This window comes from Brucella sp. TWI559 (assembly GCF_039674265.1).
GTDB classification, from domain to species: Bacteria; Pseudomonadota; Alphaproteobacteria; order Rhizobiales; family Rhizobiaceae; genus Brucella; species Brucella chromiisoli.
Genome location: NZ_JBDJNE010000007.1, coordinates 34366 through 54996, shown reverse-complemented (window position 1 = coordinate 54996; position 20631 = coordinate 34366). Strand labels below are relative to the sequence as shown.

The window sequence follows — 20631 nt, the reverse complement described above, 5'->3', positions numbered from 1 at the left end:
ACAATGTGTCACTAGAATGTGAACGCCAGCCGAAATTCGCATGACGGCTGGCTGTTTCCGAGCCGGAATGATTGACAGGGCTCTATATAGAGTGCTGGCGGAAATTTTCCAGAAGCTGCTGCATATCTTCGGGCATGTCCGCTTCAAAACGCATCAGTTCTTCTGTTGTGGGGTGGGTGAAGGCAAGAAGCCTTGCGTGCAATGCCTGGCGTTGGAAGCCATTTACGGCATTTTTAAGCGGCTCTGGCAGCTTGTTGGCCTTGGTTTTGTAAGCGCCGCCATAATCCATATCGCCAACCAGTGGATGACCAATATGGGCCATGTGCACGCGGATCTGGTGTGTTCGGCCTGTTTCAAGACGGCATTCCACCAGCGAGGCAAGTGAGGTTGCATCCTCTTGCGGCGCAAATTTTTCAATTGTCACATAATGGGTGACGGCATGACGGGCATCTTCACGCTCTTCATTGACGACAGCCTGCTTGGTGCGATCGCGATGCGAGCGTCCAAGATAGGCGTCGATATAGCCCTGGGGGCGCTCGGTCATGCCCCAGACAAGCGCGAGATACGCGCGTTCCAGATCGCCAGTGCGGCCATGGTCGGCAAATTGCTCACTTAAATGCCGGTGGGCGTGATCGTTCTTGGCAACGACCATCACGCCGCTGGTGTCCTTATCCAGACGATGCACAATGCCGGGACGGCGAACACCGCCGATGCCGGACAAGCTATCGCCACAATGGTATATCAAGGCATTGACCATTGTTCCCGTCCAGTTGCCATTGCCAGGGTGCACGACAAGCCTCGCGGGCTTATTGATGACGATGAGATCATCGTCCTCAAAGAGAATATCAAGTGGGATGTTCTCGCCTTGCGGATCAGCCGGTTCAGGCTCGGGCAGCACGACGGTAATCTTCATACCTGCGCGCAGCTTCTGCTTTGCGCTGCTGGCAGGAACACCATCGAGGGTCACATGGCCTTCAGCAATCAGGGACTGGACGCGACTGCGGGAGAGTTCCGGCCCCAATGCTGCGGCCAACCACTGGTCTAATCTCTTGCCCGTAGCATCCGTGTCGGCAATTAGTTCTTTCAATTGTCTCTTCCCTTCGTTATCACGCGCCACGCGGGTGCATGAACCGGAGTCATTTAATGCAGGATCCACACTATCCCAGATATCAGAATCAGCAGGATTCAGGATATCAGGACTATCAGCAGGGCTATTATCCGGACCAACAGCAACCGGAACCCCCGCTTGATCCGGCGATGGAGAAGGTCCGTCGCAAGATGATCCGTCTGCTTGCGGTTTCCATAGGTGTTATGTTGATTGGTCTTATGGCTGTGCTTGTCGCAGTTGTCTACAAGATCAATCGCGCACCGGAAACTCCGCCTGCGGCTGAGGCGCGTTCTGACATCCCTGGACAGGTTGCGGAACCTCTTAAGCCGGAGCCTCCAAAGCTGATTGAATCGCAGATTGAGCTTGCGCCGGGCACACGCTTGTTGTCGCAAAGCCTTTCCGGCGAGATGCTTTCCCTGGAAACGCTTCTGCCGGATGGCGGTACTGAACTCATTATTTATGACTATCGCGAATCACGAATTGTGGGGCGCGTTAAGCTTGGCAATGTAGAGTGAACGGGATTTCCGGGCGGCGGTTTTGCCGCCCATATTATTTCTAGATGCTGGTCTAGATACTGGCATTGCGCTTTTTCGCGGTCGAGGCTATATCAGCAACGACGATCCAAACTCCGCGCCCATCGTCTAGCGGTTAGGACGGCGCCCTCTCACGGCGCAAACAGGGGTTCGATTCCCCTTGGGCGTACCAATAAAATCAAACACTTAAGTTAATGATAGAGAAAGTCGTCTAATAACCGTCAAATAAGCGGTTTCTGAAAATGCTTTCGGACTTATCTTTCCGACATACTTTGAATGTCGGAGTGTGACAATCTGTCGTTGTCTGCCCGACCACTAGAATGTCGTGTCTAATAGCGCCAACACGCCAGCCTAAGCGCCCTCTCCAATGCGCAGCGATGTGTCCATTCACCAAAACGCAGTATTTTGGTGATGAACTTGAACTCGGCTTGATTTGGACAAAAGGGGCACTACCAATGGAATGGATTTTTATTCACACACTGACATTCACCTTCATGTCGGTATTTTCAATGGTTAATCCTATTGGCATGGCTCCTGTGTTTCTGGCTCAAACCAGTCGCCAGCCCAAAGAGGAACGTCACAAGCTTGCCTATAGGGTGGCCTGTTACGGAGCTATCCTGCTCATCATAACGTTGTTCACCGGTCCAAGCGTCCTCCAGTTCTTTGGTGTCGCTCTTGCCGATATACGGGTGGCAGGAGGGATTTTCGTATTCTTCACTGCTTGGCAAATGCTAGTTGCGGACCCGGCACCACCAGCGGGTGTAGCAGAAGCGCCTACTGGTCGTGATAAATCAGCAGATATAGCATTCTTCCCATTGACTATGCCCATCACAGCCGGGGCCGGTACGATTGCTATCATCCTCACATTATCGAGTAAAATGGAAGGTAGCCTACAGAACGAAGTGGCATCTTACGCCGGTGCGGTTGTCGGAATCGTCTTGGTCTTCATCTGCGTTGCAATTTGCTACAGGTACTCAGACGCAATCTTTAAGAAAATCGGTCCAGCGGGAACGGCGGTATTGACGAGGCTAACCGCATTCTTGCTCTTGGCTATCGGCGTCTCCGTGACATGGGGCGGCTTGAGCAGCTTGATACTATCCTTGAAATAAAAGCACGGCCACAAAACCATCCGCAACGGGGTGTCTCCAGATTTGGAGAGAGCCGTCACTTTTTCTGCTCGCGTTATGATGTCACTTAAATCGGTGTTTCTCTCGCGTAGTGATGTCAGATTAATCGGTGACGCCTCGCGCGCGTGCGCGTATTGGTCCCGAAAGTCGTTTTTCGGATAGTTCCGAGAAAGGGTGTCGATTGAACTGATACCCCCGGTAAATTCTTACCGAACGGCCTGCACGGGCACTACACCCTTGCAGATAGCGCTCCACGGTGGGGCACGTCACCCGTACAAAATTCGTACGCTGGGTTTTTCTGCTTATAACGAATGAAGGTCTGCTCAATTTTGAGCATACCCCCTCCTTAAAATTCAGGAGACCTTAAAAGGCGCTGGCACCGATAAGAGGTCGCTACAGATTTCATACCAATCTCAGATGCGACGGATTTCGTCGGATGACTTAAAACGATGGACGTTATACCTGCACCCGCCTTAAGGTATGCGCAGAGGCTTGAGCTTTCCGGTCTATTTGGTTTCTTCTAAAAGCTTGATGAGGCGTTCGTGAGTTTTTTTCATATCGTATAGGTGCTCAACAACCAAACCAAGGCAGATCAAAACCACACCTGATAAACATAGGCTTATGCCGCAAGACAATAGAACAAGCCTATCGTTACCTGTCTCTCCAACGCCGAAAACAGCAATCGTCAATCCGGGGATTAATGCGAGTATGCCAATAATTTTTATGAAAAGGCCCATTTAATCCCATGCTCTCCCGCAAATTAGCATCTGTGGTTTAGTTGCACACTGCCAAAGCGGCCAGTTCGTTAATTCTCCGGTCAAGAAGCGTTTGATCTAAATCACGACGGCGCTCGTACTCTTCAACCTCCTCGGCGTGTATATCCGCATTAGGATTTGGAAGTCGCTCAATGAGGTCAAGGTGTTGGTGGTGGCGCTCGATATTTGCTCTCAATGCCTCAATACGGCTTTCAAGAAATTCGCGAATGTTTGACATGAAACCACTCCCACTGTTTACCGCAAGCTGGCAGAGGTGCTCTTGGTGGTCAAGGGGGCAATAAAAAACCCCACCGAAGCGGGGTTTGACTTGCAAATTTACTTCTTAGGCGGACCTACGCGGTCGAGAAGTTTGTAAACAACCTCGGCGCACTCAATCGTCGACTGGTCTTCTGCACACTTTACGTCGACCTTATACCCCTTATCTTCCACGCGGATATGTGCGGACTTATCAGGGGCGCGGTGCGGTCCACCGTGTGGAGGAGGTGGTGGCGGTGTTCCCGGTGCACCAGCTTCGGGAGGTGCAGGCGGCTTAGGTGGCTCCTGCGCAAGGGCAGAGCCGGAAATCATTGCAAATGCAGCGGCAGCAATAAGAACGTTCTTCATTGCATTACTCCTATAGGTGTTTGCGCATAATAAACATCCACGCCACATATATGTTCCGAGACAATATGATGACATTTCTGTCACGCTAAAAATATTTGCTCCAACCATAGCAATTGCTCAAAAGCGAGATGTAGCCTAAATCCGTCTCATGATTACGATTTCTTGGTGGGTTGCCATCATTTTTTACATGTCGATCTATTGGCCTGTCACAATCTTGGTGGCTGGTTCAATCGTAGCAACCGCGTTCATGGCAACGAATAGCGTTGGCTGGCGTGTAGTTTGGTCCACAGTCGCTGTTCTGCTCATTGCGCCAGTCATCTGGTTTTTTTCCGTTGCATAAAAAAGCCCCGGCATGTCTCCCAATGTCACGGGGCTCCTTGCCTAAGAGCCAAAGGGTTTTAAAGACCCCAATTCATTTTCGTCTGGCGGGGTGCGTCCAAGTTGGGCAGACCTTCAAATTGTTCCGGCTAAGCTAGTAGATTGATAAGATTGAGCAGATAAACAATTGCTTGAGCCATTGCCGCCGCTGCCGCCGCTGATGCTGCCGCCTTGTTGTAGCGCGTAGATTTTAGCCATTGCTTGCGATGCGATTTCAAATTAGCCGAAAACTGCTCAACCCATTCATCTGAAAGGCTGCCTTCTTTGTTCTTGTGATGTTTCGTGGGTGCGATATCCGGAATATCAATATCGGCTGAGCGAAACCACAAGATGGCGGCGGCAACACCAGAAAAGACGGAAACGACATGTAGCGAGATAATAAGAGCGTGCGTCATCATTGCGATTATTCCGGTATTTCGTGCGATTTAGTTAGATGAGTAAGAAAGCTCATTGGCTATGCAAATCGCTGCCATGACGGATCAATAAGGCCTTTTCAAGCTAACTCATGAAACCGCGTCGCATTCCACCTTGGGAAAGTCTGCCGACCTGACTTGTAAGCAATTGCCCACAAGTGGCAACGAGCAATTTTACCTCTCTCCCCACAGCGGGGCGCTGGCATCCTGCCATGCAAACAGTTTCACAGCTTCCCCGTAAATTAGCTTATTTAGGCTCTGACCAATGAAGCGACCTGCCTTACCTTGTAAGCTTTTCGGCAATGTTCCTCGCAGTATGGCTGTCCAATTTGGACTGCCTCACCACAGAAAAAGTGAAGCTCTCCAGCGTGCGCCCGATTGACCGGCCACTTACATTGATGGCGCGAAAGGTCAACGATTGGGAAACCTTCATGCAGGCTGGTCAGCTTATCGAGCATGGGAAGCACCTCCGAAAGCTGGCTGCTTCTCCAGTGCTTCGATGCGCGCTCTGACGAACGCCGGTGTGAGCAATCCATTCATCAGGCGTTTGCGGCAACCATCCAGCACGCGCTCATGCATCTGGTTCAAATCTGAGCCAAACACGGTCGCTAAAAATTTATCGGCCTCTTGCTGTGATGATGGAGCCGAAAATGGTGTGCTTTCATCCTCACCGTTTGCAGCGAGTGCGTACCCGTTTTTTTTCTTTGCCGGGAAGTCGGGGGAGCTTGCTACAGCGCTTTTGATTTGCGCGCTTCGCTCCCCCTCAACGTCACCCATAACTGGAGAACCGTCGCTGTCTTCATAGCCGTTTATTACAGGTAATCCTGTAAGGTATTCCTTAAAGGTATTTGGTTGCACTTCTTGCAATCCCTGCCTTGCACTTTCTGCAATCCTTGGGGTGCAAATATTGCAATCCTTGAGATTTTCAGGGGCTGCATTTTCTGCAATCCCTATCGCTGGCAAGGTTGCAGTTTGTGCAATCCTTTTCCGGTCGCTGCTTCGCTCTCTGGCTAGATCCTCCATCTCTTGAATGAGCATCTGCACGCGCTCCTGATGCGGGTTGGCGAGACGATAGATTGTCATGCCTTTGGTTTTACCCGTTGGAATTAGATAGCCGTGTTGCTCCAGCTTCCGGCGTGCCTTGATTGCTGTATGCGCCGACCTTAGACCAGCGCGCGCATAGATACGGCTGTTTGATGCGTAGGCGGTCGTTGCCTGCAATGTCTTCTTGTCGATGGTGACAAGGGACGCGTAGACGATAATCAGATTGAGGCATTGACCAGCGCGCAAAAGCGGATCGGCTGCAACTGTCTCAAATAGCGAGAACTTGAACGCGGCGAGTTCCTGCTTTGCCTGCTCAAATGGGTTCAGACCATTACGACGCGGGAAAGCATGAACCTCGGCTGATGAATTGGCGGGCTGGTTCATGCTCCTTGCCCTCCCAGCATCCTTTCCGGGTTTTCGCGTTCGTCTACGAAATCCTCGTTGGTGTCTTCAAAGTCAGCATCCCCGTCAATCTGATCGAGAAGCGCGATAGCTTTATCAATCCATTGCTCCAGAAACAGACGGCGCAGGCGGTTGATGGCAGGGCTACTCATTTGGTGCCTCCATCCTTCGGAAACAACGCAAAGGCTATACGTCTAGCGGTCTTGAGAATGACAAGGGCTATAACAACACGCGCAAGCTTCATGATTGTGCCCTCACACACGGCCAATCAACTTTTCGGATCAGGGCGGCATCGATAGCGGCTTCGTACAGGTAAACAATCTCGCCACGATGGCAGGATATTGGGTGCGAGAAGCGATAGCAGCGGCCATCGTTCTTGCAGTCATAGGCACTCCAGCGAACGACACTCAGAATCCGAATATTGCCCGCGTCCAGTACCTCATAGTAGCCGTCGCCCCGCCACTTTTCAGAGAGATGGGCTGGCTCGCCTAGAACCAGCTTTGAAGTGGCTCCAGTCACATCAACAGGCAGAGCAACGGAGGCACTTGCGGCAGGAAAAAGCTTGAGAAAGAAACGGCGGTTCATTCTGCCACCTCAAACAACTTATCCATCTGGCGGCAGGCTTCGGTTGCTCTATCGCGAGTGACGACCGCTAACGTGGTTGCAATCCTTACTCGGTCCTTGGCGCGTTCGGGGAAGTCAGAAGGGTTTATTTCCAAGAGGTTCTCAGCTATCACTTCGACCAAATCTCGAAGAAAAGTTACTTCACTTTCTAAATCATTTTGAAGCTGGAAGCGTCCAGCGTCTGAGATGGAATGGCTCATGATAATGCTCCCTTGCTGTTCCTGCTGATCAGCACGTAGCCAACCTCATGATTGATGTCTGTTCGGAAAGGCTCGCCATAGAGCGACTGCATGAGGAAAACCAAGTCTTCGACGGCTTCCTGAATGGTGCGTGCAATTGCCTGTCCATCTTGGACAGATTGACCGAAGGTGTCAGTAACAAGCTTTTTGTTGATCGAGGTCATTGGACAGCCTCCAACGCTTTGAGCATATCCGCATGGGCTTCAAAGGCCCGCCGCCTTGTGTCCGATACCGCGAAAAGTATTTCGTCACGCAAACCAGCGGAGAAACAAAAAACATATTGGTCGTATTCGTTTTTGCTGGCGACCGCCTGAGAAAGATGACGCTCAATCATGGCATCCATCATCGAAGCCATTTGCTTCAACTCCCAGAGAGCGCCGTTAAGATTTTCGAGGGCCAGACATGCCACGTCTGACAACTGCGGCTCGCTTTTAGACAAGCCTTCGGCGTTAGCCGGAATGGTGCGTTCCGTCATTCGACTTCTCCAGATTTTCAGAATTGGTTAGATCGGTCTTGCCCTTGTCGGGCATACTCTCTCAGAGTGGTTCCAAATAACCGTCACAGGCGTCACAACCGTCACAGCCATTGATTTTATTACGTTTTCTCGTGACGGTTAGAAATACGTGACGATTGCAACCGTCACACTATGCCGCCAGAAGCCTCGAAATCTGCGCTTCCATATCGCGGCGGCGGCTCTGAATGTCCACGCTCCAAGGCTTATAGGAAAGCATTTCAATTTGTTCGCGAAGGGCTTCCACCTTTGCCAGTACCGGATTGCTGATGCGCAGTGCTTCATCCTTTGTGCGCTTCCACGACACCATCAGGAGCCAGTTAAACGTGCTGCGCTTGAAAGCGCGCTTGCTGTACTGGCGGTGATAGCTGGCCCACGCTTCATTCATGATTGCTGACAAGTTGAACATCTTTAACCATCTTTCATGTAATATTATTCGTTAACCATAACGATAATCGTTACATATAGACGTGTCAACATTAATTCGTTACACATAACGAAAATAGTTATGTGAGGTAATAATGCTTTCTTCTGAACAATGCCGTGCCGCGCGTGGCTTGGTTGGCCTATCGCAAGATGAATTATCAAAAGCTGCACGCGTGGGAGCCTCCACCGTTCGCAACTTTGAGGCCGGTCGCTCTGTGCCGGTAGTCAATAATCTGGAGGCGATTAGCAAAGCCCTCGAAGCGGCAGGCGTCCAATTTCTCGAAGATGGACAGGTAGCAAGCGGGCCGGGTGTGGCGTTGAAGAGATGACCGAGGGGCAAAAGACACTCGATTGAAGGACCTTGTTTGAATTCTGATTTTTTGCTGATAGTGATTTGCGGTGCCGGGGCGGCACCGAGGGGAATCCATGAATTACGTAACTGCTCTATTAATTGGTGCTGCACTTGGCATTATCCAATTTGCTGTCTCTTCTCAGAAAAAACCGACTAGGAATGGCCATCCCATTCAAGCATTGGTCGTTTTCGTTTTCATTGGTGGCCTAGTCTATGGGACGATTATTTGGCTCGTTGCCAAACTGTTCTAAGCCCCGCCGCGTTGATGCGCCGTGCGATTGTGTTTCCTTTGGACAAAAGAAAAAATCCCGCATGAGTGAGGCTATGTGAAATTAAACGAAAGTCAGAGGGAAACTTATAAGCACGTCAAAGTTGAATGAGCTATTTGGCATTTCCCATCATGAATTTCGTAAGCAATTCAATCTGCTCCTGCTGCTTTTCGATAAGTGAGCGCAGTTCAGTTGATCTCATTTGATCTAATTTGTCATGAAGCGCCATAATCTCAATTTCAGCTTTTAAGTTCACCTCATAGTCATGACCAGCATCAAGCCTGTCTCTTGATGTCTGTCTATTCTGGCTCATCATAATTATCGGAGCCTGCAAAGCAGCAATCATCGATAGAATTAGATTTAGAAATATAAACGGGTACGGATCAATCGCGTGCGTAGCGGCCAGCAAATTAATACTGACCCAAATTGCGAGCAGTGCGGCGAACACAATAATAAATGCCCACGACCCACCAAACTCAGCAACTTTGTCAGCCAGCCTCTGCCCGAAAGTTAACTTATCGTCAAATACGCGATTTACATTTCGTGCAATGGTTTGCCTCTCAACGAGCCCCTGAAAGATACGCATTTCCCTTTCAGTGAGGGATTCTAACGGTTTGCCAAGGTAGTGGATAACTTGGTCGGCCAACTGGCGCTTATTATCAGTTGCCACTTTAGTAGTACGAGCCATATCAACCTCATTTTATCAGTAACAATATATCTCCAATTCAAGGCTTGCTACTGTATATATCTCATTAGCCAAAGCAGATGCATAAAATAAGCCAGTACGGCTACCTCGCTCAGCTCCAGCTTTACGAGCTAAGTCAAGCAAAAGCGCCGAGCTTGGGGCACGGTTTTTGTCCATTGTTTTTTCCTTAAGTTTTGGTGATGTTGATTGAAGGTTGCCTATCTTGTCGGACTTATAATCATCACGAGAGAATAATATGTATTAAAAACACCAATTCAGGAGCGGTGGCCTCCAATCGGAGACAAGTTCCATAAGGGGAACCGGTAATTGAAAAGCGAGGATTTTGAACTAAACCGCTCATCGTTAGTTATCCCATCAGAAGGGAAGTCCGATGATTAAAAACGGCTTCGACATCCGTCACGATAGCGACGGGAAATTTGCGGTAATTGACGTCTTCAACGGTGCGGTGGTAGTGATAAACGGCCACCTGCAAACTGGATTGACGGAGGCAATGGCAGAAGCTGCCCTTGACTACCTTAGTCGAAAATACAGTGAGCGTCACGATGAAGGTGGCTCTGGCCGCTTGCCTTGACGGAATTAAAAAGCGCAGCGCCGGTTTGCGCCCCTGCAGCCGGGGCTTTTTGCTGGCACAAAACACCGACTTAAGGGCAGTGCTTTTGAGCTGATTGTTGCACTATCCCTGTTGCAAGACCGGCCCGTTATCCGCCTTTAACAAACGGAGCCTGTCCCGTATTCTTCCCGTTAATACTGGAGGCATTATCACAAAGCCCATCTGATCCATTGAATTGTTACACGCTCGCTTGACATTGGTGATACGCTCAAATCTGAGCACAATGACCTGAACGAATATTCGTGAAGGTCTGGAACCTTCCGCTCACATGCAAGAGAGTGTCCATCATGGCAAAAGGCCAAGTACGCAGCAATCGTGAAGTGCGCAAACCGAAGAAGGACAAGTCAGCCTCTGCTGATAAGGCGGCAAGCAAGACAGGTGGCGGCTTCACCACACAGATCAAAGACGCCGAGAAGCAAAAGAAGTAACTGACAGAGGCTGATCAATACGCCAATCTTTTTGCGCTTAGGTTGCAAGAGAAGGAAATCGAGGTAGGCGTCAAAGCGCCTGCCTTTTTTATAATCTGCATAACGGAGGTCCGTATGATTGCGGCATATATCGGATCTGCTGCGGTTGGCGCTGGCGTTTATCTCATGTTGAGACGCAAGCAGCGGAAGCCACGGCTCAATATCTCCGTCACTGTATTTTTGGTGCTGTGCGCGCTATTCACCGTCTGGTTTATCAACACGGGTGGCACCTACGGCATCATGGGCAAAGATGGCATTACATCGGATTGGGCAAATGAACATTAATTGCTAATGATAGCAAACAGGACTGCGCCCGCCCGGTTTGCTGTAAGCGCTATTACGTCCGCATAAACGTCCATTTCGCATTCTATCGTATGGACAATCACAAGTTCCGACATAAGCGGAACGCGCTGGCTGTCCCGAACGACGCGCTGGAGCGGAACGAGATGCTACAGGCGGCGCAACTGACCTAGAAGTGTTAACAGCGTTCCTCGGCGCGATTGGCGGCTTTTCTGCCAGATACTGTTCAGACACCCAACCAGTGCGATTGTCATAAGACACACTGAACCAGCCGGATCGATAGTTCAAAGCCGTAACCGCATTGCCTCGCTGGATTGAGGTGATGATTTGTGCCGAAACAGATGGTTCCTGCCTCATATTTACGTTGGCGGTCGCATAGAGCGATTTGCCCACGAGCGGATGACGGGCAGACGATGGAGGTGGCTGTTCCGTCTGCCGTGGAGAAGTCGCCTGCACAAAGCCCAGCGGCTGCATTGCCGGTTCGGGAGATTTGTTAGCAGGTTGCGAAGCTACAGTGGGCGAGGATGGTACAGTTTGCGGTTCGTCTTTACCGAAAACCTTCACAAGTACGAATAACGCAGCTGCCCCTAGAATCCAGTTTTTCGCTTTCGCCAATTTTTACTCCCCCAACCCCCTTACGGATCAAAGCAAAGTTTTGGCAAGCTGTCGAGACAAGCGTTGTGCGGCGAAAGTTGAGATAGACTCTTTCCGCGTGCTGTGCTTCTGATTTCGTGGGGAAGCAGGGGGCAATTATGTCTGTTCATTATTTTCGGGCGTCAATGACGCTTGCCCTAGCGTTTGCATTGAGCGCTTGCACAACGTCGAAAGAAACGCTTCGTAATAATCCAAAGTCTGTCGGCAAAGCAGCATTGTGTAGATCGATGGTGACAACCAATGACGCTGAGTTTCGACAGGAACTTATCATCGAAGCGATAAAGCGGGGTATCACCGCTCAGCAATGCGTCGATATGGTGAGGCAACAAAACCAAGCAATCGCTGCTGGAGTGGCTATAGCTGCGGTCGGCACAGCCGTCGCAGTATGCGCAAACAATAACTGTGGTGGCGAGGGGTATCAAACCCAGAATTATGGCTACGCTTGGGATTTAATCCGCAATCAATATGGGCAACCCGTATATGTTTGCCGTAGTCGGAGCAATGGACAGTTCACGTATGATTATCATTGCTCTGGCATGGCAATGAACGATTATACGTGGCCGGGATATTAAGCTCAAAATTGCGTTGGTCCGCGACTTTTGCGACCTTGCTTTCCCTCAACCGTCGCAGTTTATTAATATCAACATTCACTGGAGGGCGGCTATGAAATATGGGGTGACTTCGGATCAGGAAGATTGGACAGACCGCGACATTATCGTGACGCTGTTCAGCGATGGAACTGCTTGCCCGCGCAACAAGGCTAAATATCTCAGCCACAAGCGGACGCCAGTGCATGAAGCTATCAAGAACGCCGAAACATGGCTGGCTCAGGAAGCGCATCAATATGAGCGTATCATCATTCATCTGATGGATGGTGCCGAGCTTCCAGAAGACTTGATATGAATTTGAAAGCGGCAGTTTTCCTTGCGGCTTTCTTTCCGTTGGCAGACTGCACCAATATGCGACCGGCGGGCGCGGAAGAAACGCCTGAGTGCATGAAGTACCGTTCGATGATGACGGCACCACTGCCGCCAGACCAGAGCGAGAAGCTTCGCAAAGCCTGCATGGGTAGCAGGAAGTAACCGGCCTGTATTTTCCCTGTATTATCAGGGATTTTTTTCACTCGAAGTGAGAGAAAAACAGCGTTGCGATTAAATGATTAATAGATAAAGTCCGCGTTTAGGGAACGGTTGTCTAAGGGGGGCGCACATGACATGGAGGCTTTATCTGCTTTCCATCGCCTGCGGATTAGTTGTTGATGCTGTAATCGCGTGGATTTTTGTGACGTTTTTTGCGTATGCGCCAAATTCACCCGGCAATTTTTTCTTTGCTTGGGGGGTACTAATTATCGGCTCTGCGGTTTTCTCGGCCTTATCTTTAGTGAAGCAGTGGGCTTTCTTCCTGATATACGGGAAAGAGCGGGCTATTCGGTTATACTTGAAAGCTTTTCACAAGGCGAAGCTGCCGTCTCCAGAAGGCGAATTCGACATAGACGCCTACCTAACGAACATAATTGACAGCGCTGAGGCAGCAGAGAAAACCAAGATTGCAGCGGCCGGGATAGCGGGCGAATTGATTGGTTATAGAGCTGTAAAGCCAATGTCTGCGGGCTGGATGACAACAATAGCCTCCGAACATGCTATTCAACGATATATTCCCGTTCAAGTGTCTGGTAACATCGGCTTGGAGGAAGGCTTCTTCAAAGGCACGTAAATGAATCTGAATAAAGAACAAGACAAAACATTACGATCAGATATGCGCAATCGTGCAACGGTCGGATTTGTCGTTTTTGTTTTGATGACGTCAATTACAGTTCTGAATAAGCCGCTTTCTTCATACGGCTTATTCGATGATTTGCTGCTTGTAGCATTTATCATTCTGCTAGGATGGTTATTGGCTCCCAGTTTGCGCTCCAGCGAGCATAAAGATTCTCGCGATAGCAAGTCGCTGATTGCTGGTCAGGCTCTTAAGCGTACCCTTCGCAGCTTCAAGCGATTGTTGCGTCCCGCCGGACCTGATAAGTTCTGACAGGCCAGAAATGCCTTTTTGAACACCTTTATCAGCAAGCCATTTTGAAGTAATTCCGGCACCTGCTAAGGGCAAAGACGCTCCGCCTGTAGCATAACCACCCACGCCTTGTAGCATCATCATCAGCCCATTCCCTTGAGGGGATAACTTGCCGACAAGTCGGAGCAAGTTCTGTCCAGGCGAACCCGTAACGATTTCGGTCATCACCTTCTTTTCGTCAGCGGTATACCCCTTACCCTTGGTCAACAGTTTACGAACTTCTTGCCGAGAAGCATTTTCAATGTTTCCACCTGTGCCAGTTGAGCTTGCGCGAAGCTCCGCGCGGGCAAGTGCGTCTTCAAGCGCTTGAGCTTTTGATGTTTGCAGCCACATTTCACGGGCCTTAAGTAGGCTTTGGAGGCCTTCGACCTGATTACCCATAACTATGTCTTTGCTTCCGGGGCGAGTTACCATGTCGTCAAAAGCATCAAGTATCTTGGATACGGCGGCATTATTCTCCTTAGAAAAATCTGAAAGAGGGCCTTTATATCCGCCTCGGATGGCTTTGCGCGCCTGCTCAAGTCCCTTGAGGGTGGTATTTTTCCCAGATAGTTCATTAATAACATCGAGCGCATTTTTCGCGCCACTGTGCAGATCCGGCCTGTAACCGAACTCCGCAAGCTCCGGCACTATACGTTGCTTTAGGCGCTCTACCGCATTCGGGGAGTAAACAACGCCAGCATTTTCGGCGGCAGCATAGGCATCGGCAGCGGACCGCTTAAGCGCGTCAGTCGATGGGATGTTGCCTTTGCCGCGCACAGCACTGGATACACCCCGAACAAGCCCATTGAGAGTATCAGCAGCTATAGAGCCTCCTGCGCCTCCAATTGCGCCATATAAGGCCCCTTTACTAACATCTGTGTCATGGCCGAGTGCGTCTGCCATACCATAAGCGGCACCTTCCGGCACAGCCAGCGCAGCGCGAGCCGCAACCCCCTTACCGCCTGCCATCGTACCCGTTCCAAGACGCCCTGCCAAAGTTGCTCCTCGCGAAGCCAGCCCTACACCTGGCCCTACTGCGCCAACGATGTTCGCAGCTGTGCCTGCCGTGCCAGCCCGGTCTCGGCTTGCCTGTGTGTCTTGGCGAAACGATTTCAACGCCTCTTCATAGGTTTCGTCTGTTAGCGCTGACCGGACGCCTGCTGAAATTTTATCACCAAACCCGAAGGTCGCGCCGTCGCCTATCAAGTTTGCTACGTCATATGCTGCCGTTCCGATTTTCCCCAGTGTTGGCATATTATCGTATTGCTCACGGTTGTACCTGATACGCTCATTCTCGATTGCAGACGCTGGGTCGCGCGACATTTGAGACAAATCAGACAGTGCCTCGTCATATTCTGGAGAGCGGGACTCAACAGGCGAAGCCTGCCCAGACTGGTCACCAAGATACGATTGCAGAGCGTTGAGCGCACCCTCTCTGTTCTCGCCAGTAATGTTGTAAACTTTGCCGTCTGGGGCTGTGATACGATATTTCTGCATCAGTTTGCCTCCTCAATGATATAGCCGCCAACATTCACGCCAGCGCCGGAAGCGGGTGAATGGACCTTTCCCTGCACAGCAAGGGCTTGAATATCGCGGCGTTTCTGTTTGATGAATGCCTGCAAAACGGCCTTCTTTTCAGCAGGGCTTTTGTCTGCGTCGCCAAGTGTGGCGCGCAGCGTTTCGCCTTCCTTCTGAGTGAAGGCCGCACCGAATGTATCGCGCAGCATTGGCAGGACTTGGTTGTCCACCTTGGCGATGTATTCAGATCGAGCGAGTGCAGAATCCCTTGGCGATGCTCCAAACTCTTTGCGTCCAGCATCAAGCAATTTGCCCGCCGTCGTGTAAGTCGCCTTGTCCGACAGGTCTTCCAGTTCCTCCACGACCAACTCAAGGCCGGGTAGCTTGCTCGCCATGCTGTAATATAAGGCCAGCGCTTCACCTTCTGCTGCTCCAGCCTTTTTATCGCGTTCTGCGTTGGCAAGGTTTTTGGGCACGGAGCCGATAATCTGACCGGAACGTTTATCCTTGAGGGCAAAGCTATCACCCAGATCGATTTGCTCTGTGCCTGTCGAAATATCGAAGCCACGCGTATCGACCTTTTTGAATGAGCCGTCTTTGCCCAGAACACCAAGAACAGGATTGCCCGTTTCATCCTGCCCCCAAATCGGGTTCAGTCCGTATTCAGTATCTCCGCCATCCTCGCCAGCAGGCAAATCGACAAGCTGGCCTGACTGACGGTCAAAGACCTTTTTGCCAACTGCCATGTATCGGTCTTTCGCATCCAAACCGCCCTGAGCTTTAAGGCGTGCTGCATCGACTTCATAACCGAGCTTCTGCAATTCGAGATTGGTTTTCGGGTCCACGCCCTTCCGCAAGTTCAGCAATACTTGATTAAGAGCCTGCGGATTGCGAGAAATAATCTGCGCTTCGCCTTCGGAAATGCCCTGCGAGGTGAGATATTTAACGGTCTGGTTTTCCTGCTTTCTCTCCTGAACCGCACCCATACCGCCACCGATAGCAGACAGCACACCATTGCCCCGGCCAAGCCCCTGTAGGAAGGCTGCGACCGTTCCCATGTCCATACCGCCCGACAGACCAGAACCAGCTTGTGCGGGCTGCTGTGGCGCGCTCTGCGGCTGTAGGTGGCGCAAGGACGCCTGATAATCCTGCTGAGTTATAGGAGCAGCATTCGCGTCAGGCTGTGGCGGGAAATAGTTCAGGTCGTTCATGCCAGCTGCCACCAGCGCGCTAACATTCCCCTGCGGGCTTTCAAAAGCTGCGCCGATGCCGCCTTGTGGGATAGTCTCTTTCGAAGGAATAGAGCCGGTCTGTGTCAAATCGACGGTCGGCTGTGCCTGCTCTCCTGTAAGCATGTTCATCGGCATCATGTTAGGGCGGGCTGTGAGCATGTTCTGGAGATTTGGAACTCCCAGAAAACGCAGATCAAAATTGTTCATGGGTGTTCACCTTCACTGAACGCCTGTCGCGCCTGCGACAAAGCTGTCAAAAATACCGAGTGCTTGAATTTTCGCGATTTCATCAGGTGTGCCGCGAGACTGTGCGTCTGCGACTGCCAGTTCCTCAAAGGCTTGCAGAGCCAATAAGACCTCCTGATGTGTGGCATCCTGATCGAAAGCCCGACGCTCATTGTCGTAATTCTGGAGCGATAGGTGCTTGATTAACCCGCTCACAAAGTCGGGGTGCATGATGTAAGAGCCGTCTGGTGCTTTGAATGGACGGATCAGCGGCCTGTTCATATTCAAGCCTCCGCCCGCTGTCCGGCTTCGGCCGATGCCGAGGTGCGGATAAGCTCGGAGAGTGAAGTGCCTTTCTTTCGGGCAGCTTCTTTCAACGCCTGCTTTTCATCCGTGAAAACGCGGACGAGGATATAATCAGCCATTGCAACATTTGCGCGCATTACAGTCTCCTTTCGTTAATACGATTGTATTACGAGGGGGTTCTAAAATCGACAAAAGCACAATTAAATCATTATGTTAGTATAAATTCCGTAGTCGTTCGTGGGTGTTCGTGGCCGTCCAAACTAAAATGAAAAAGGCAGGGTGCGGCAATCTGTCATTCAAAAACTATTGCCTAGCTTGCAGATTGCGCATTCTTTTTTTGCGGTAAAGTCTCTCATCAGCTTGGCTGACAACGTCCTTAAATGTCTGCTTGGACTTGCAGGCTATTTTGCCCACCGAAATAGACAGCGCGGCTCCATCCATCTTTGTAGTATCCGTAAAGTTTGTTCCTGCTTGCTCACTAACATGGCTCAGAAGTGAGAGCATATCGTCTTGTGATACACCCGGAACGAAAGCGCAGAATTCATCACCACCAATTCGAGCAATTAAACTGTCTGCTGGCAAGACGGATTCCAGCGCTCTCGCGGTCGAAATTACCGCTTCGTCCCCGGCGAGATGGCCGAAATTGTCATTGATCAGTTTCAGATAATCAATGTCCGCTATGATGAACCATCCGCGCACACCGATTTCCATTGCACTCTCAAACCGCTCAATGAAGCTACGCCGGTTCAGCAGACCTGTAAGAGGGTCTGAACTGGCTCTTCGCGCAAGCTCGTTCGCTTGTCTCACCAATGAACGGTAGGCAACTTCAAGGCGTTCAAGCTTATTGAACCATAACAACGCGATTGGAATAGCGATGATGAACGGAAGCACCAAACGAACAACAATAGTAATAGTGTCCGAATGAACACCCAAGAGAAAGCGGATGCCAGTTGAAATCGAGATAGAAAAAATAGCTGCGATAATCGACACAGCGGCAGTTCGTCTCAATACTCTTCGAGAAGGCAAATGCACGATGCACCTATGCTAAATGTCCTATAATGGATCAAAAATTGCGATAGAATAGCTTGCCTTCTAATCGGAGTGCTTCTGCATATTTACAACTTAATATGATGATCTGGCCGTTGTTTGCAGAAGCATTTTAAAATCAAGCTCAATTGTTACGTTATAGGCTTTCCTGTTTCAAAGGCTCACTAGAATTCGTCTAATGCGTTCCGGCTGATTTTAATCAACTCGCGGTTTTCAGCAACCATAGCCTTAGTTTCTCGCGTATAAGCGCCGTGACGGTAGTTGCTGTTTTCCTTGCCAGTTCGGTTGCCACCTCGCGCTCCATGCATCCGGCAGACTGTAAACCCTTTGACAGCGGGCGACCGACACGGCTTGCCGCTATGTTTTGCTGTCGCAGTGCACCTAGGGGCTAACTTCATGAGGCTGACTTTATCAACCATGATTGCCCCCTCTCTTGCCGCTTTGAGAAACGTTGCCGACGATTGCCTGACCTCCTTCATAGACGTGAACGTGTTCAACAGTCATTTTCTGCTGTCCACCTGATCGATAGCGCGTCAATGCATCCACCTGTGCTGTGAATGTACGGGAAAGCTGATTGAGCGACCGGGATGCGCTATCATACTGCGGGATGGTTTCAGCGCGATTGATCCGAGCGGCGAGTTTCATTGTCGCATTGTGTATCGCTGCCATTTGAGCTGCCAGCATTGTTTCAACTTGATCGCGTGGCTTTACACCGGCGACCAGTGAGGCTGTGAATGCTGATGCATTATAGGATGTGACTTTTAGAGAATGGCCAGTTTCAATCATCTGAACAACTATGCCTTCAATGAAATGTGGGTCCGATGAACCCAAGGTTTCCTCTGCTAGTCGCTGATTAACCATCACCGCTCCGTTGCTATCCATACAAAATAGCTCTGACGGTTCTGGGATGGTTTTGCTTACAGCCGCATCGGGGCTTTTCACGGGAGGTAAACCGCTGGAGACGGCAGTTTCATTTGCGGCAGTTGGTTTATCTGACATGTTAAGAATCCTTATCGCAACTTTGAGAACGGGCCGCGTTGATGACTTCGATGGCCTGCAATGCTGAGAGCTTGAACTGCTGTTTCAGGAAAGGGATTAGTGGTCTAGGCCTTGAACCATGAGGCACTGAGGCTAACCACTGAATGGCTGTTCGCATCTGCTCACTCATCTTGGTCGTTCATGAAGAATTGAATTTTGGGAATTGCTATCGCCCGGTTCGCTCACCTGCTTTTTGATTGGCTGTTCGCGACCGGGCTTGCTCCAGCCATTGCGCTGAAGGCTGCGGATCAGGCTTGGAGTGGGGATTGGCTCAAGTCCGCTTTCGCTACCTGTATATGGTATATTAATAGTGCCCGCTCTCGGCGTGCAGGGAATGGTCGAAAATGAGGGTTCACTGTACGCTCTGGGCGTGCTGACAGCCCGCTCTAAGCGTGCGGTAGTGCCGTTTGCTGTACGCTCTAAGCGTGCTGCGTGTACGCTCTCGGCGTGCGGTGTTTTTTTCTTCGGTGTTTCAGGCTTGGGTTTCCATGACATGAATTCCTTCGATGGGATAAGCGAGCGCTCTGGCTCATCCTGTGGCAATTCGGTCAAAATCCAAGTCGTTGCAAATGGCGTACCTTTGAAACTGCCCCGTCGCTCCTGCTTAATGAAGCCTCGTTCAATCAGGTCGCGGAAGGCTGTCGGAATAGGTTTGTTGCTGCACCCGACTAATTCCTCAGCTTCACGATAGCTCATCGAAATGGCACCATTATTCTTGCCGTTATAACGACGCTTGATTTCGATGTAGAGACAACGTGCATACACGCTCAGTGAGCGCCAGGCATCACAATCAAGGAACCAGCGATGAAGCTGCAGATACGGAGATGAATTGCTTCGGCCACGGTTGTCATGTTTCGCCATGATTACCTCCCCGAATGAGAAGGGAGGCACGAAGCCTCCCCATTTTGTATTGGATAGCCATTACGCGGCTGCTCCTACTGAAGTTTCGCGCAACACCTTCACGTCAGAGCGCAATACGTAACGACCATGCGTGCCAGAGTAAGGGCCGCCGTGCTCTTCATGAATCGTCTCGACAACAATGCCAGCCTGACGAAGTTTGAAGATATAGTGCGACCAGCGCGGGGCAGGATTGTGAAGTGGTGTGCAACCAGTTTCACCAGCCGCAATAAGCTGCTCTAATGCCCACGCATCACGACCAACAACGGTAACGAGACCACCATCTGGCTTCATCATGACTGTCAGAGACAAAATCGATTTCCGCTTACTCATGCTGCACCTCCAATTCCGGCGAGTTCACAAACTACGCGTGCCGTCGCAATCGGAAGGCCGAAGCGCTTTGCTATGATCAATGCTGTTAAAGTCGTTGCGGGGAGGGGCGGATTGCGGTAATCAGTAGGTAGCGACACCATTTTGATTGCCGATCCGCCGTTCTTGCTGCTGTCCAGCAAGTGCGGCGTTTCTGTTTTATCACTCATCTTAGGCCGCCTTCACTGGAGGCAGGTTCTCGAGATAGCGTTTCAAGCTTTCAGCAAGAATGAGTGTACGACGACCTTCCTTGCGGGCGTCGATTTTGCCTTTACCGATCAGTTCATAAATCTTGGTAGGTCCAAGACCACAAGCTGCGGATGCATCCTTAATCGTCAGCGCAAATGCTGGCATTTGTTTTCGCCTTTCTTCATCTGGGTTCGTTAACGAGCGCGGTTAACGTGATGA

34 protein-coding genes and 1 tRNA gene are annotated in these 20631 nt (G+C 50.6%); 11 read left to right on the top strand and 24 right to left on the bottom strand.

Annotated elements, in window-relative coordinates:
• Positions 1 to 82: 82 nt before the first annotated feature.
• Positions 83 to 1117 carry an RluA family pseudouridine synthase gene (locus ABE530_RS10730; protein ID WP_499694516.1) on the bottom strand — a complete coding sequence of 345 codons (1035 nt, stop codon included), beginning with the start codon at positions 1115 to 1117 and terminating at the stop codon, positions 83 to 85.
• 26 nt (positions 1118 to 1143) lie between these two features.
• Here ABE530_RS10730 and ABE530_RS10725 point away from each other — a divergent pair, with 26 nt between their 5' ends.
• The 3 genes from ABE530_RS10725 (at position 1144) to ABE530_RS10715 (ending at position 2750) form a co-directional block, all read left to right on the top strand.
• Complete coding sequence (locus tag ABE530_RS10725; RefSeq protein ID WP_265984777.1) at positions 1144 to 1623, top strand: hypothetical protein; 480 nt, start codon at positions 1144 to 1146, stop codon at positions 1621 to 1623.
• Between the two features lie 115 nt (positions 1624 to 1738).
• A tRNA-Glu gene (locus ABE530_RS10720) sits at positions 1739 to 1813 on the top strand.
• Between the two features lie 205 nt (positions 1814 to 2018).
• Positions 2019 to 2750: a MarC family protein gene (locus ABE530_RS10715; protein ID WP_499694515.1), complete on the top strand. Its 732-nt coding sequence runs from the start codon at positions 2019 to 2021 to the stop codon at positions 2748 to 2750.
• A 792-nt stretch (positions 2751 to 3542) separates the two neighbouring features.
• On the opposite strand, the gene ABE530_RS10710 is transcribed toward ABE530_RS10715, so the two are convergent.
• From ABE530_RS10710 to ABE530_RS10660, 11 genes are all read right to left on the bottom strand, one after another.
• Complete coding sequence (locus ABE530_RS10710) at positions 3543 to 3761, bottom strand: hypothetical protein (RefSeq protein ID WP_499694514.1); 219 nt, start codon at positions 3759 to 3761, stop codon at positions 3543 to 3545.
• A 98-nt stretch (positions 3762 to 3859) separates the two neighbouring features.
• A complete protein-coding gene (locus tag ABE530_RS10705; protein WP_499694513.1) occupies positions 3860 to 4147 on the bottom strand; it encodes a hypothetical protein in 288 nt (95 codons plus the stop codon).
• 467 nt (positions 4148 to 4614) lie between these two features.
• A complete protein-coding gene (locus ABE530_RS10700; RefSeq protein WP_499694512.1) occupies positions 4615 to 4923 on the bottom strand; it encodes a hypothetical protein in 309 nt (102 codons plus the stop codon).
• 266 nt (positions 4924 to 5189) lie between these two features.
• Positions 5190 to 5396 carry a GcrA family cell cycle regulator gene (locus ABE530_RS10695; RefSeq protein ID WP_499694511.1) on the bottom strand — a complete coding sequence of 69 codons (207 nt, stop codon included), beginning with the start codon at positions 5394 to 5396 and terminating at the stop codon, positions 5190 to 5192.
• On the bottom strand, positions 5386 to 5796 hold the full coding sequence (locus ABE530_RS10690; RefSeq protein ID WP_499694583.1) for a hypothetical protein: 411 nt from the start codon (positions 5794 to 5796) through the stop codon (positions 5386 to 5388). The genes ABE530_RS10695 and ABE530_RS10690 overlap by 11 nt, the downstream gene beginning before the upstream one ends.
• Before the next feature lie 566 nt (positions 5797 to 6362).
• Positions 6363 to 6536: a hypothetical protein gene (locus ABE530_RS10685; RefSeq protein WP_499694510.1), complete on the bottom strand. Its 174-nt coding sequence runs from the start codon at positions 6534 to 6536 to the stop codon at positions 6363 to 6365.
• Positions 6537 to 6624: 88 nt separating this feature from the next.
• The gene (locus tag ABE530_RS10680; RefSeq protein WP_499694509.1) at positions 6625 to 6969 is read right to left on the bottom strand and encodes a hypothetical protein; all 345 of its coding nucleotides are present in this window, start codon (positions 6967 to 6969) and stop codon (positions 6625 to 6627) included.
• On the bottom strand, positions 6966 to 7208 hold the full coding sequence (locus ABE530_RS10675; protein WP_499694508.1) for a hypothetical protein: 243 nt from the start codon (positions 7206 to 7208) through the stop codon (positions 6966 to 6968). The genes ABE530_RS10680 and ABE530_RS10675 overlap by 4 nt, the downstream gene beginning before the upstream one ends.
• Positions 7205 to 7411 carry a hypothetical protein gene (locus tag ABE530_RS10670; RefSeq protein WP_499694507.1) on the bottom strand — a complete coding sequence of 69 codons (207 nt, stop codon included), beginning with the start codon at positions 7409 to 7411 and terminating at the stop codon, positions 7205 to 7207. The genes ABE530_RS10675 and ABE530_RS10670 overlap by 4 nt, the downstream gene beginning before the upstream one ends.
• The gene (locus ABE530_RS10665) at positions 7408 to 7722 is read right to left on the bottom strand and encodes a hypothetical protein (RefSeq protein WP_499694506.1); all 315 of its coding nucleotides are present in this window, start codon (positions 7720 to 7722) and stop codon (positions 7408 to 7410) included. Before ABE530_RS10665 ends, ABE530_RS10670 begins: the two co-directional genes overlap by 4 nt.
• Positions 7723 to 7891: 169 nt before the next feature.
• Positions 7892 to 8167, bottom strand: coding sequence for a hypothetical protein (locus tag ABE530_RS10660; RefSeq protein WP_499694505.1), 276 nt, complete (start codon positions 8165 to 8167; stop codon positions 7892 to 7894).
• 112 nt (positions 8168 to 8279) lie between these two features.
• Here ABE530_RS10660 and ABE530_RS10655 point away from each other — a divergent pair, with 112 nt between their 5' ends.
• Positions 8280 to 8513 carry a helix-turn-helix domain-containing protein gene (locus ABE530_RS10655; protein ID WP_499694504.1) on the top strand — a complete coding sequence of 78 codons (234 nt, stop codon included), beginning with the start codon at positions 8280 to 8282 and terminating at the stop codon, positions 8511 to 8513.
• A gap of 404 nt (positions 8514 to 8917) precedes the next feature.
• Here ABE530_RS10655 and ABE530_RS10650 read toward each other — a convergent pair whose 3' ends face one another.
• Positions 8918 to 9493: a DUF1003 domain-containing protein gene (locus ABE530_RS10650; protein ID WP_499694503.1), complete on the bottom strand. Its 576-nt coding sequence runs from the start codon at positions 9491 to 9493 to the stop codon at positions 8918 to 8920.
• A gap of 388 nt (positions 9494 to 9881) precedes the next feature.
• Here ABE530_RS10650 and ABE530_RS10645 point away from each other — a divergent pair, with 388 nt between their 5' ends.
• The 3 genes from ABE530_RS10645 to ABE530_RS10635 all read left to right on the top strand — a co-directional run bounded on the left by ABE530_RS10645 (position 9882) and on the right by ABE530_RS10635 (position 10873).
• Positions 9882 to 10082 carry a hypothetical protein gene (locus ABE530_RS10645; protein WP_140023035.1) on the top strand — a complete coding sequence of 67 codons (201 nt, stop codon included), beginning with the start codon at positions 9882 to 9884 and terminating at the stop codon, positions 10080 to 10082.
• Positions 10083 to 10408: 326 nt separating this feature from the next.
• Positions 10409 to 10549, top strand: coding sequence for a hypothetical protein (locus ABE530_RS10640; protein ID WP_168436407.1), 141 nt, complete (start codon positions 10409 to 10411; stop codon positions 10547 to 10549).
• A 114-nt stretch (positions 10550 to 10663) separates the two neighbouring features.
• Positions 10664 to 10873, top strand: coding sequence for a hypothetical protein (locus tag ABE530_RS10635; RefSeq protein ID WP_499694502.1), 210 nt, complete (start codon positions 10664 to 10666; stop codon positions 10871 to 10873).
• Positions 10874 to 10876: 3 nt separating this feature from the next.
• Here ABE530_RS10635 and ABE530_RS10630 read toward each other — a convergent pair whose 3' ends face one another.
• On the bottom strand, positions 10877 to 11245 hold the full coding sequence (locus ABE530_RS10630; RefSeq protein ID WP_499694582.1) for an SH3 domain-containing protein: 369 nt from the start codon (positions 11243 to 11245) through the stop codon (positions 10877 to 10879).
• 395 nt (positions 11246 to 11640) lie between these two features.
• Between ABE530_RS10630 and ABE530_RS10625 the strand changes: the two genes are divergently transcribed.
• The 4 genes from ABE530_RS10625 (at position 11641) to ABE530_RS10610 (ending at position 13255) form a co-directional block, all read left to right on the top strand.
• Positions 11641 to 12114, top strand: a complete 474-nt coding sequence (locus ABE530_RS10625; RefSeq protein ID WP_499694501.1) for a hypothetical protein — start codon at positions 11641 to 11643, stop codon at positions 12112 to 12114.
• Positions 12115 to 12205: 91 nt separating this feature from the next.
• Positions 12206 to 12445 (top strand): hypothetical protein, encoded by a 240-nt coding sequence (locus ABE530_RS10620; RefSeq protein ID WP_499694500.1) that lies wholly within the window; start codon positions 12206 to 12208, stop codon positions 12443 to 12445.
• Positions 12442 to 12624 carry a hypothetical protein gene (locus ABE530_RS10615; RefSeq protein WP_499694499.1) on the top strand — a complete coding sequence of 61 codons (183 nt, stop codon included), beginning with the start codon at positions 12442 to 12444 and terminating at the stop codon, positions 12622 to 12624. The genes ABE530_RS10620 and ABE530_RS10615 overlap by 4 nt, the downstream gene beginning before the upstream one ends.
• A gap of 127 nt (positions 12625 to 12751) precedes the next feature.
• A complete protein-coding gene (locus ABE530_RS10610; protein WP_499694498.1) occupies positions 12752 to 13255 on the top strand; it encodes a hypothetical protein in 504 nt (167 codons plus the stop codon).
• Positions 13256 to 13432: 177 nt separating this feature from the next.
• On the opposite strand, the gene ABE530_RS10605 is transcribed toward ABE530_RS10610, so the two are convergent.
• The 10 genes from ABE530_RS10605 to ABE530_RS10560 all read right to left on the bottom strand — a co-directional run bounded on the left by ABE530_RS10605 (position 13433) and on the right by ABE530_RS10560 (position 20577).
• A complete protein-coding gene (locus ABE530_RS10605) occupies positions 13433 to 15088 on the bottom strand; it encodes a hypothetical protein (RefSeq protein WP_499694497.1) in 1656 nt (551 codons plus the stop codon).
• Complete coding sequence (locus ABE530_RS10600) at positions 15088 to 16548, bottom strand: hypothetical protein (protein ID WP_499694496.1); 1461 nt, start codon at positions 16546 to 16548, stop codon at positions 15088 to 15090. The genes ABE530_RS10605 and ABE530_RS10600 overlap by 1 nt, the downstream gene beginning before the upstream one ends.
• A gap of 12 nt (positions 16549 to 16560) precedes the next feature.
• A complete protein-coding gene (locus ABE530_RS10595) occupies positions 16561 to 16848 on the bottom strand; it encodes a hypothetical protein (RefSeq protein ID WP_499694495.1) in 288 nt (95 codons plus the stop codon).
• 2 nt (positions 16849 to 16850) lie between these two features.
• On the bottom strand, positions 16851 to 17009 hold the full coding sequence (locus ABE530_RS10590; protein ID WP_499694494.1) for a plasmid mobilization protein: 159 nt from the start codon (positions 17007 to 17009) through the stop codon (positions 16851 to 16853).
• Positions 17010 to 17175: 166 nt separating this feature from the next.
• Complete coding sequence (locus ABE530_RS10585) at positions 17176 to 17904, bottom strand: GGDEF domain-containing protein (protein WP_499694493.1); 729 nt, start codon at positions 17902 to 17904, stop codon at positions 17176 to 17178.
• Positions 17905 to 18330: 426 nt separating this feature from the next.
• Positions 18331 to 18918 carry a hypothetical protein gene (locus ABE530_RS10580; protein ID WP_499694492.1) on the bottom strand — a complete coding sequence of 196 codons (588 nt, stop codon included), beginning with the start codon at positions 18916 to 18918 and terminating at the stop codon, positions 18331 to 18333.
• A 165-nt stretch (positions 18919 to 19083) separates the two neighbouring features.
• Positions 19084 to 19818: a hypothetical protein gene (locus ABE530_RS10575; protein WP_499694491.1), complete on the bottom strand. Its 735-nt coding sequence runs from the start codon at positions 19816 to 19818 to the stop codon at positions 19084 to 19086.
• Between the two features lie 60 nt (positions 19819 to 19878).
• A complete protein-coding gene (locus ABE530_RS10570) occupies positions 19879 to 20187 on the bottom strand; it encodes a winged helix domain-containing protein (protein WP_499694490.1) in 309 nt (102 codons plus the stop codon).
• Entirely contained in the window at positions 20184 to 20393 is a 210-nt protein-coding gene (locus ABE530_RS10565; RefSeq protein ID WP_499694489.1) for a hypothetical protein, read from the bottom strand. The genes ABE530_RS10570 and ABE530_RS10565 overlap by 4 nt, the downstream gene beginning before the upstream one ends.
• 1 nt (position 20394) lies before the next feature.
• On the bottom strand, positions 20395 to 20577 hold the full coding sequence (locus tag ABE530_RS10560) for a helix-turn-helix domain-containing protein (RefSeq protein WP_499694488.1): 183 nt from the start codon (positions 20575 to 20577) through the stop codon (positions 20395 to 20397).
• Positions 20578 to 20631: the final 54 nt, after the last annotated feature.

Bases quoted from the DNA above. Each gene is read 5' to 3' on its own strand.
- ABE530_RS10700 (WP_499694512.1), bottom strand. From the start codon at position 4,923: ATGATGACGCACGCTCTTATTATCTCGCTACATGTCGTTTCCGTCTTT.
- ABE530_RS10725 (WP_265984777.1), top strand. From the start codon at position 1,144: ATGCAGGATCCACACTATCCCAGATATCAGAATCAGCAGGATTCAGGA.
- ABE530_RS10645 (WP_140023035.1), top strand. From the start codon at position 9,882: ATGATTAAAAACGGCTTCGACATCCGTCACGATAGCGACGGGAAATTT.
- ABE530_RS10580 (WP_499694492.1), bottom strand. From the start codon at position 18,918: ATGTCAGATAAACCAACTGCCGCAAATGAAACTGCCGTCTCCAGCGGT.
- ABE530_RS10650 (WP_499694503.1), bottom strand. From the start codon at position 9,493: ATGGCTCGTACTACTAAAGTGGCAACTGATAATAAGCGCCAGTTGGCC.
- ABE530_RS10615 (WP_499694499.1), top strand. From the start codon at position 12,442: ATGAATTTGAAAGCGGCAGTTTTCCTTGCGGCTTTCTTTCCGTTGGCA.
- ABE530_RS10610 (WP_499694498.1), top strand. From the start codon at position 12,752: ATGACATGGAGGCTTTATCTGCTTTCCATCGCCTGCGGATTAGTTGTT.
- ABE530_RS10630 (WP_499694582.1), bottom strand. From the start codon at position 11,245: ATGAGGCAGGAACCATCTGTTTCGGCACAAATCATCACCTCAATCCAG.
- ABE530_RS10675 (WP_499694508.1), bottom strand. From the start codon at position 7,208: ATGAGCCATTCCATCTCAGACGCTGGACGCTTCCAGCTTCAAAATGAT.
- ABE530_RS10595 (WP_499694495.1), bottom strand. From the start codon at position 16,848: ATGAACAGGCCGCTGATCCGTCCATTCAAAGCACCAGACGGCTCTTAC.
- ABE530_RS10665 (WP_499694506.1), bottom strand. From the start codon at position 7,722: ATGACGGAACGCACCATTCCGGCTAACGCCGAAGGCTTGTCTAAAAGC.
- ABE530_RS10570 (WP_499694490.1), bottom strand. From the start codon at position 20,187: ATGAGTAAGCGGAAATCGATTTTGTCTCTGACAGTCATGATGAAGCCA.
- ABE530_RS10655 (WP_499694504.1), top strand. From the start codon at position 8,280: ATGCTTTCTTCTGAACAATGCCGTGCCGCGCGTGGCTTGGTTGGCCTA.
- ABE530_RS10605 (WP_499694497.1), bottom strand. From the start codon at position 15,088: ATGCAGAAATATCGTATCACAGCCCCAGACGGCAAAGTTTACAACATT.
- ABE530_RS10620 (WP_499694500.1), top strand. From the start codon at position 12,206: ATGAAATATGGGGTGACTTCGGATCAGGAAGATTGGACAGACCGCGAC.
- ABE530_RS10635 (WP_499694502.1), top strand. From the start codon at position 10,664: ATGATTGCGGCATATATCGGATCTGCTGCGGTTGGCGCTGGCGTTTAT.
- ABE530_RS10590 (WP_499694494.1), bottom strand. From the start codon at position 17,009: ATGCGCGCAAATGTTGCAATGGCTGATTATATCCTCGTCCGCGTTTTC.
- ABE530_RS10640 (WP_168436407.1), top strand. From the start codon at position 10,409: ATGGCAAAAGGCCAAGTACGCAGCAATCGTGAAGTGCGCAAACCGAAG.
- ABE530_RS10680 (WP_499694509.1), bottom strand. From the start codon at position 6,969: ATGAACCGCCGTTTCTTTCTCAAGCTTTTTCCTGCCGCAAGTGCCTCC.
- ABE530_RS10710 (WP_499694514.1), bottom strand. From the start codon at position 3,761: ATGTCAAACATTCGCGAATTTCTTGAAAGCCGTATTGAGGCATTGAGA.
- ABE530_RS10660 (WP_499694505.1), bottom strand. From the start codon at position 8,167: ATGTTCAACTTGTCAGCAATCATGAATGAAGCGTGGGCCAGCTATCAC.
- ABE530_RS10685 (WP_499694510.1), bottom strand. From the start codon at position 6,536: ATGAGTAGCCCTGCCATCAACCGCCTGCGCCGTCTGTTTCTGGAGCAA.
- ABE530_RS10575 (WP_499694491.1), bottom strand. From the start codon at position 19,818: ATGGCGAAACATGACAACCGTGGCCGAAGCAATTCATCTCCGTATCTG.
- ABE530_RS10695 (WP_499694511.1), bottom strand. From the start codon at position 5,396: ATGCTCGATAAGCTGACCAGCCTGCATGAAGGTTTCCCAATCGTTGAC.
- ABE530_RS10670 (WP_499694507.1), bottom strand. From the start codon at position 7,411: ATGACCTCGATCAACAAAAAGCTTGTTACTGACACCTTCGGTCAATCT.
- ABE530_RS10705 (WP_499694513.1), bottom strand. From the start codon at position 4,147: ATGAAGAACGTTCTTATTGCTGCCGCTGCATTTGCAATGATTTCCGGC.
- ABE530_RS10600 (WP_499694496.1), bottom strand. From the start codon at position 16,548: ATGAACAATTTTGATCTGCGTTTTCTGGGAGTTCCAAATCTCCAGAAC.
- ABE530_RS10560 (WP_499694488.1), bottom strand. From the start codon at position 20,577: ATGCCAGCATTTGCGCTGACGATTAAGGATGCATCCGCAGCTTGTGGT.
- ABE530_RS10625 (WP_499694501.1), top strand. From the start codon at position 11,641: ATGTCTGTTCATTATTTTCGGGCGTCAATGACGCTTGCCCTAGCGTTT.
- ABE530_RS10565 (WP_499694489.1), bottom strand. From the start codon at position 20,393: ATGAGTGATAAAACAGAAACGCCGCACTTGCTGGACAGCAGCAAGAAC.
- ABE530_RS10715 (WP_499694515.1), top strand. From the start codon at position 2,019: ATGTGTCCATTCACCAAAACGCAGTATTTTGGTGATGAACTTGAACTC.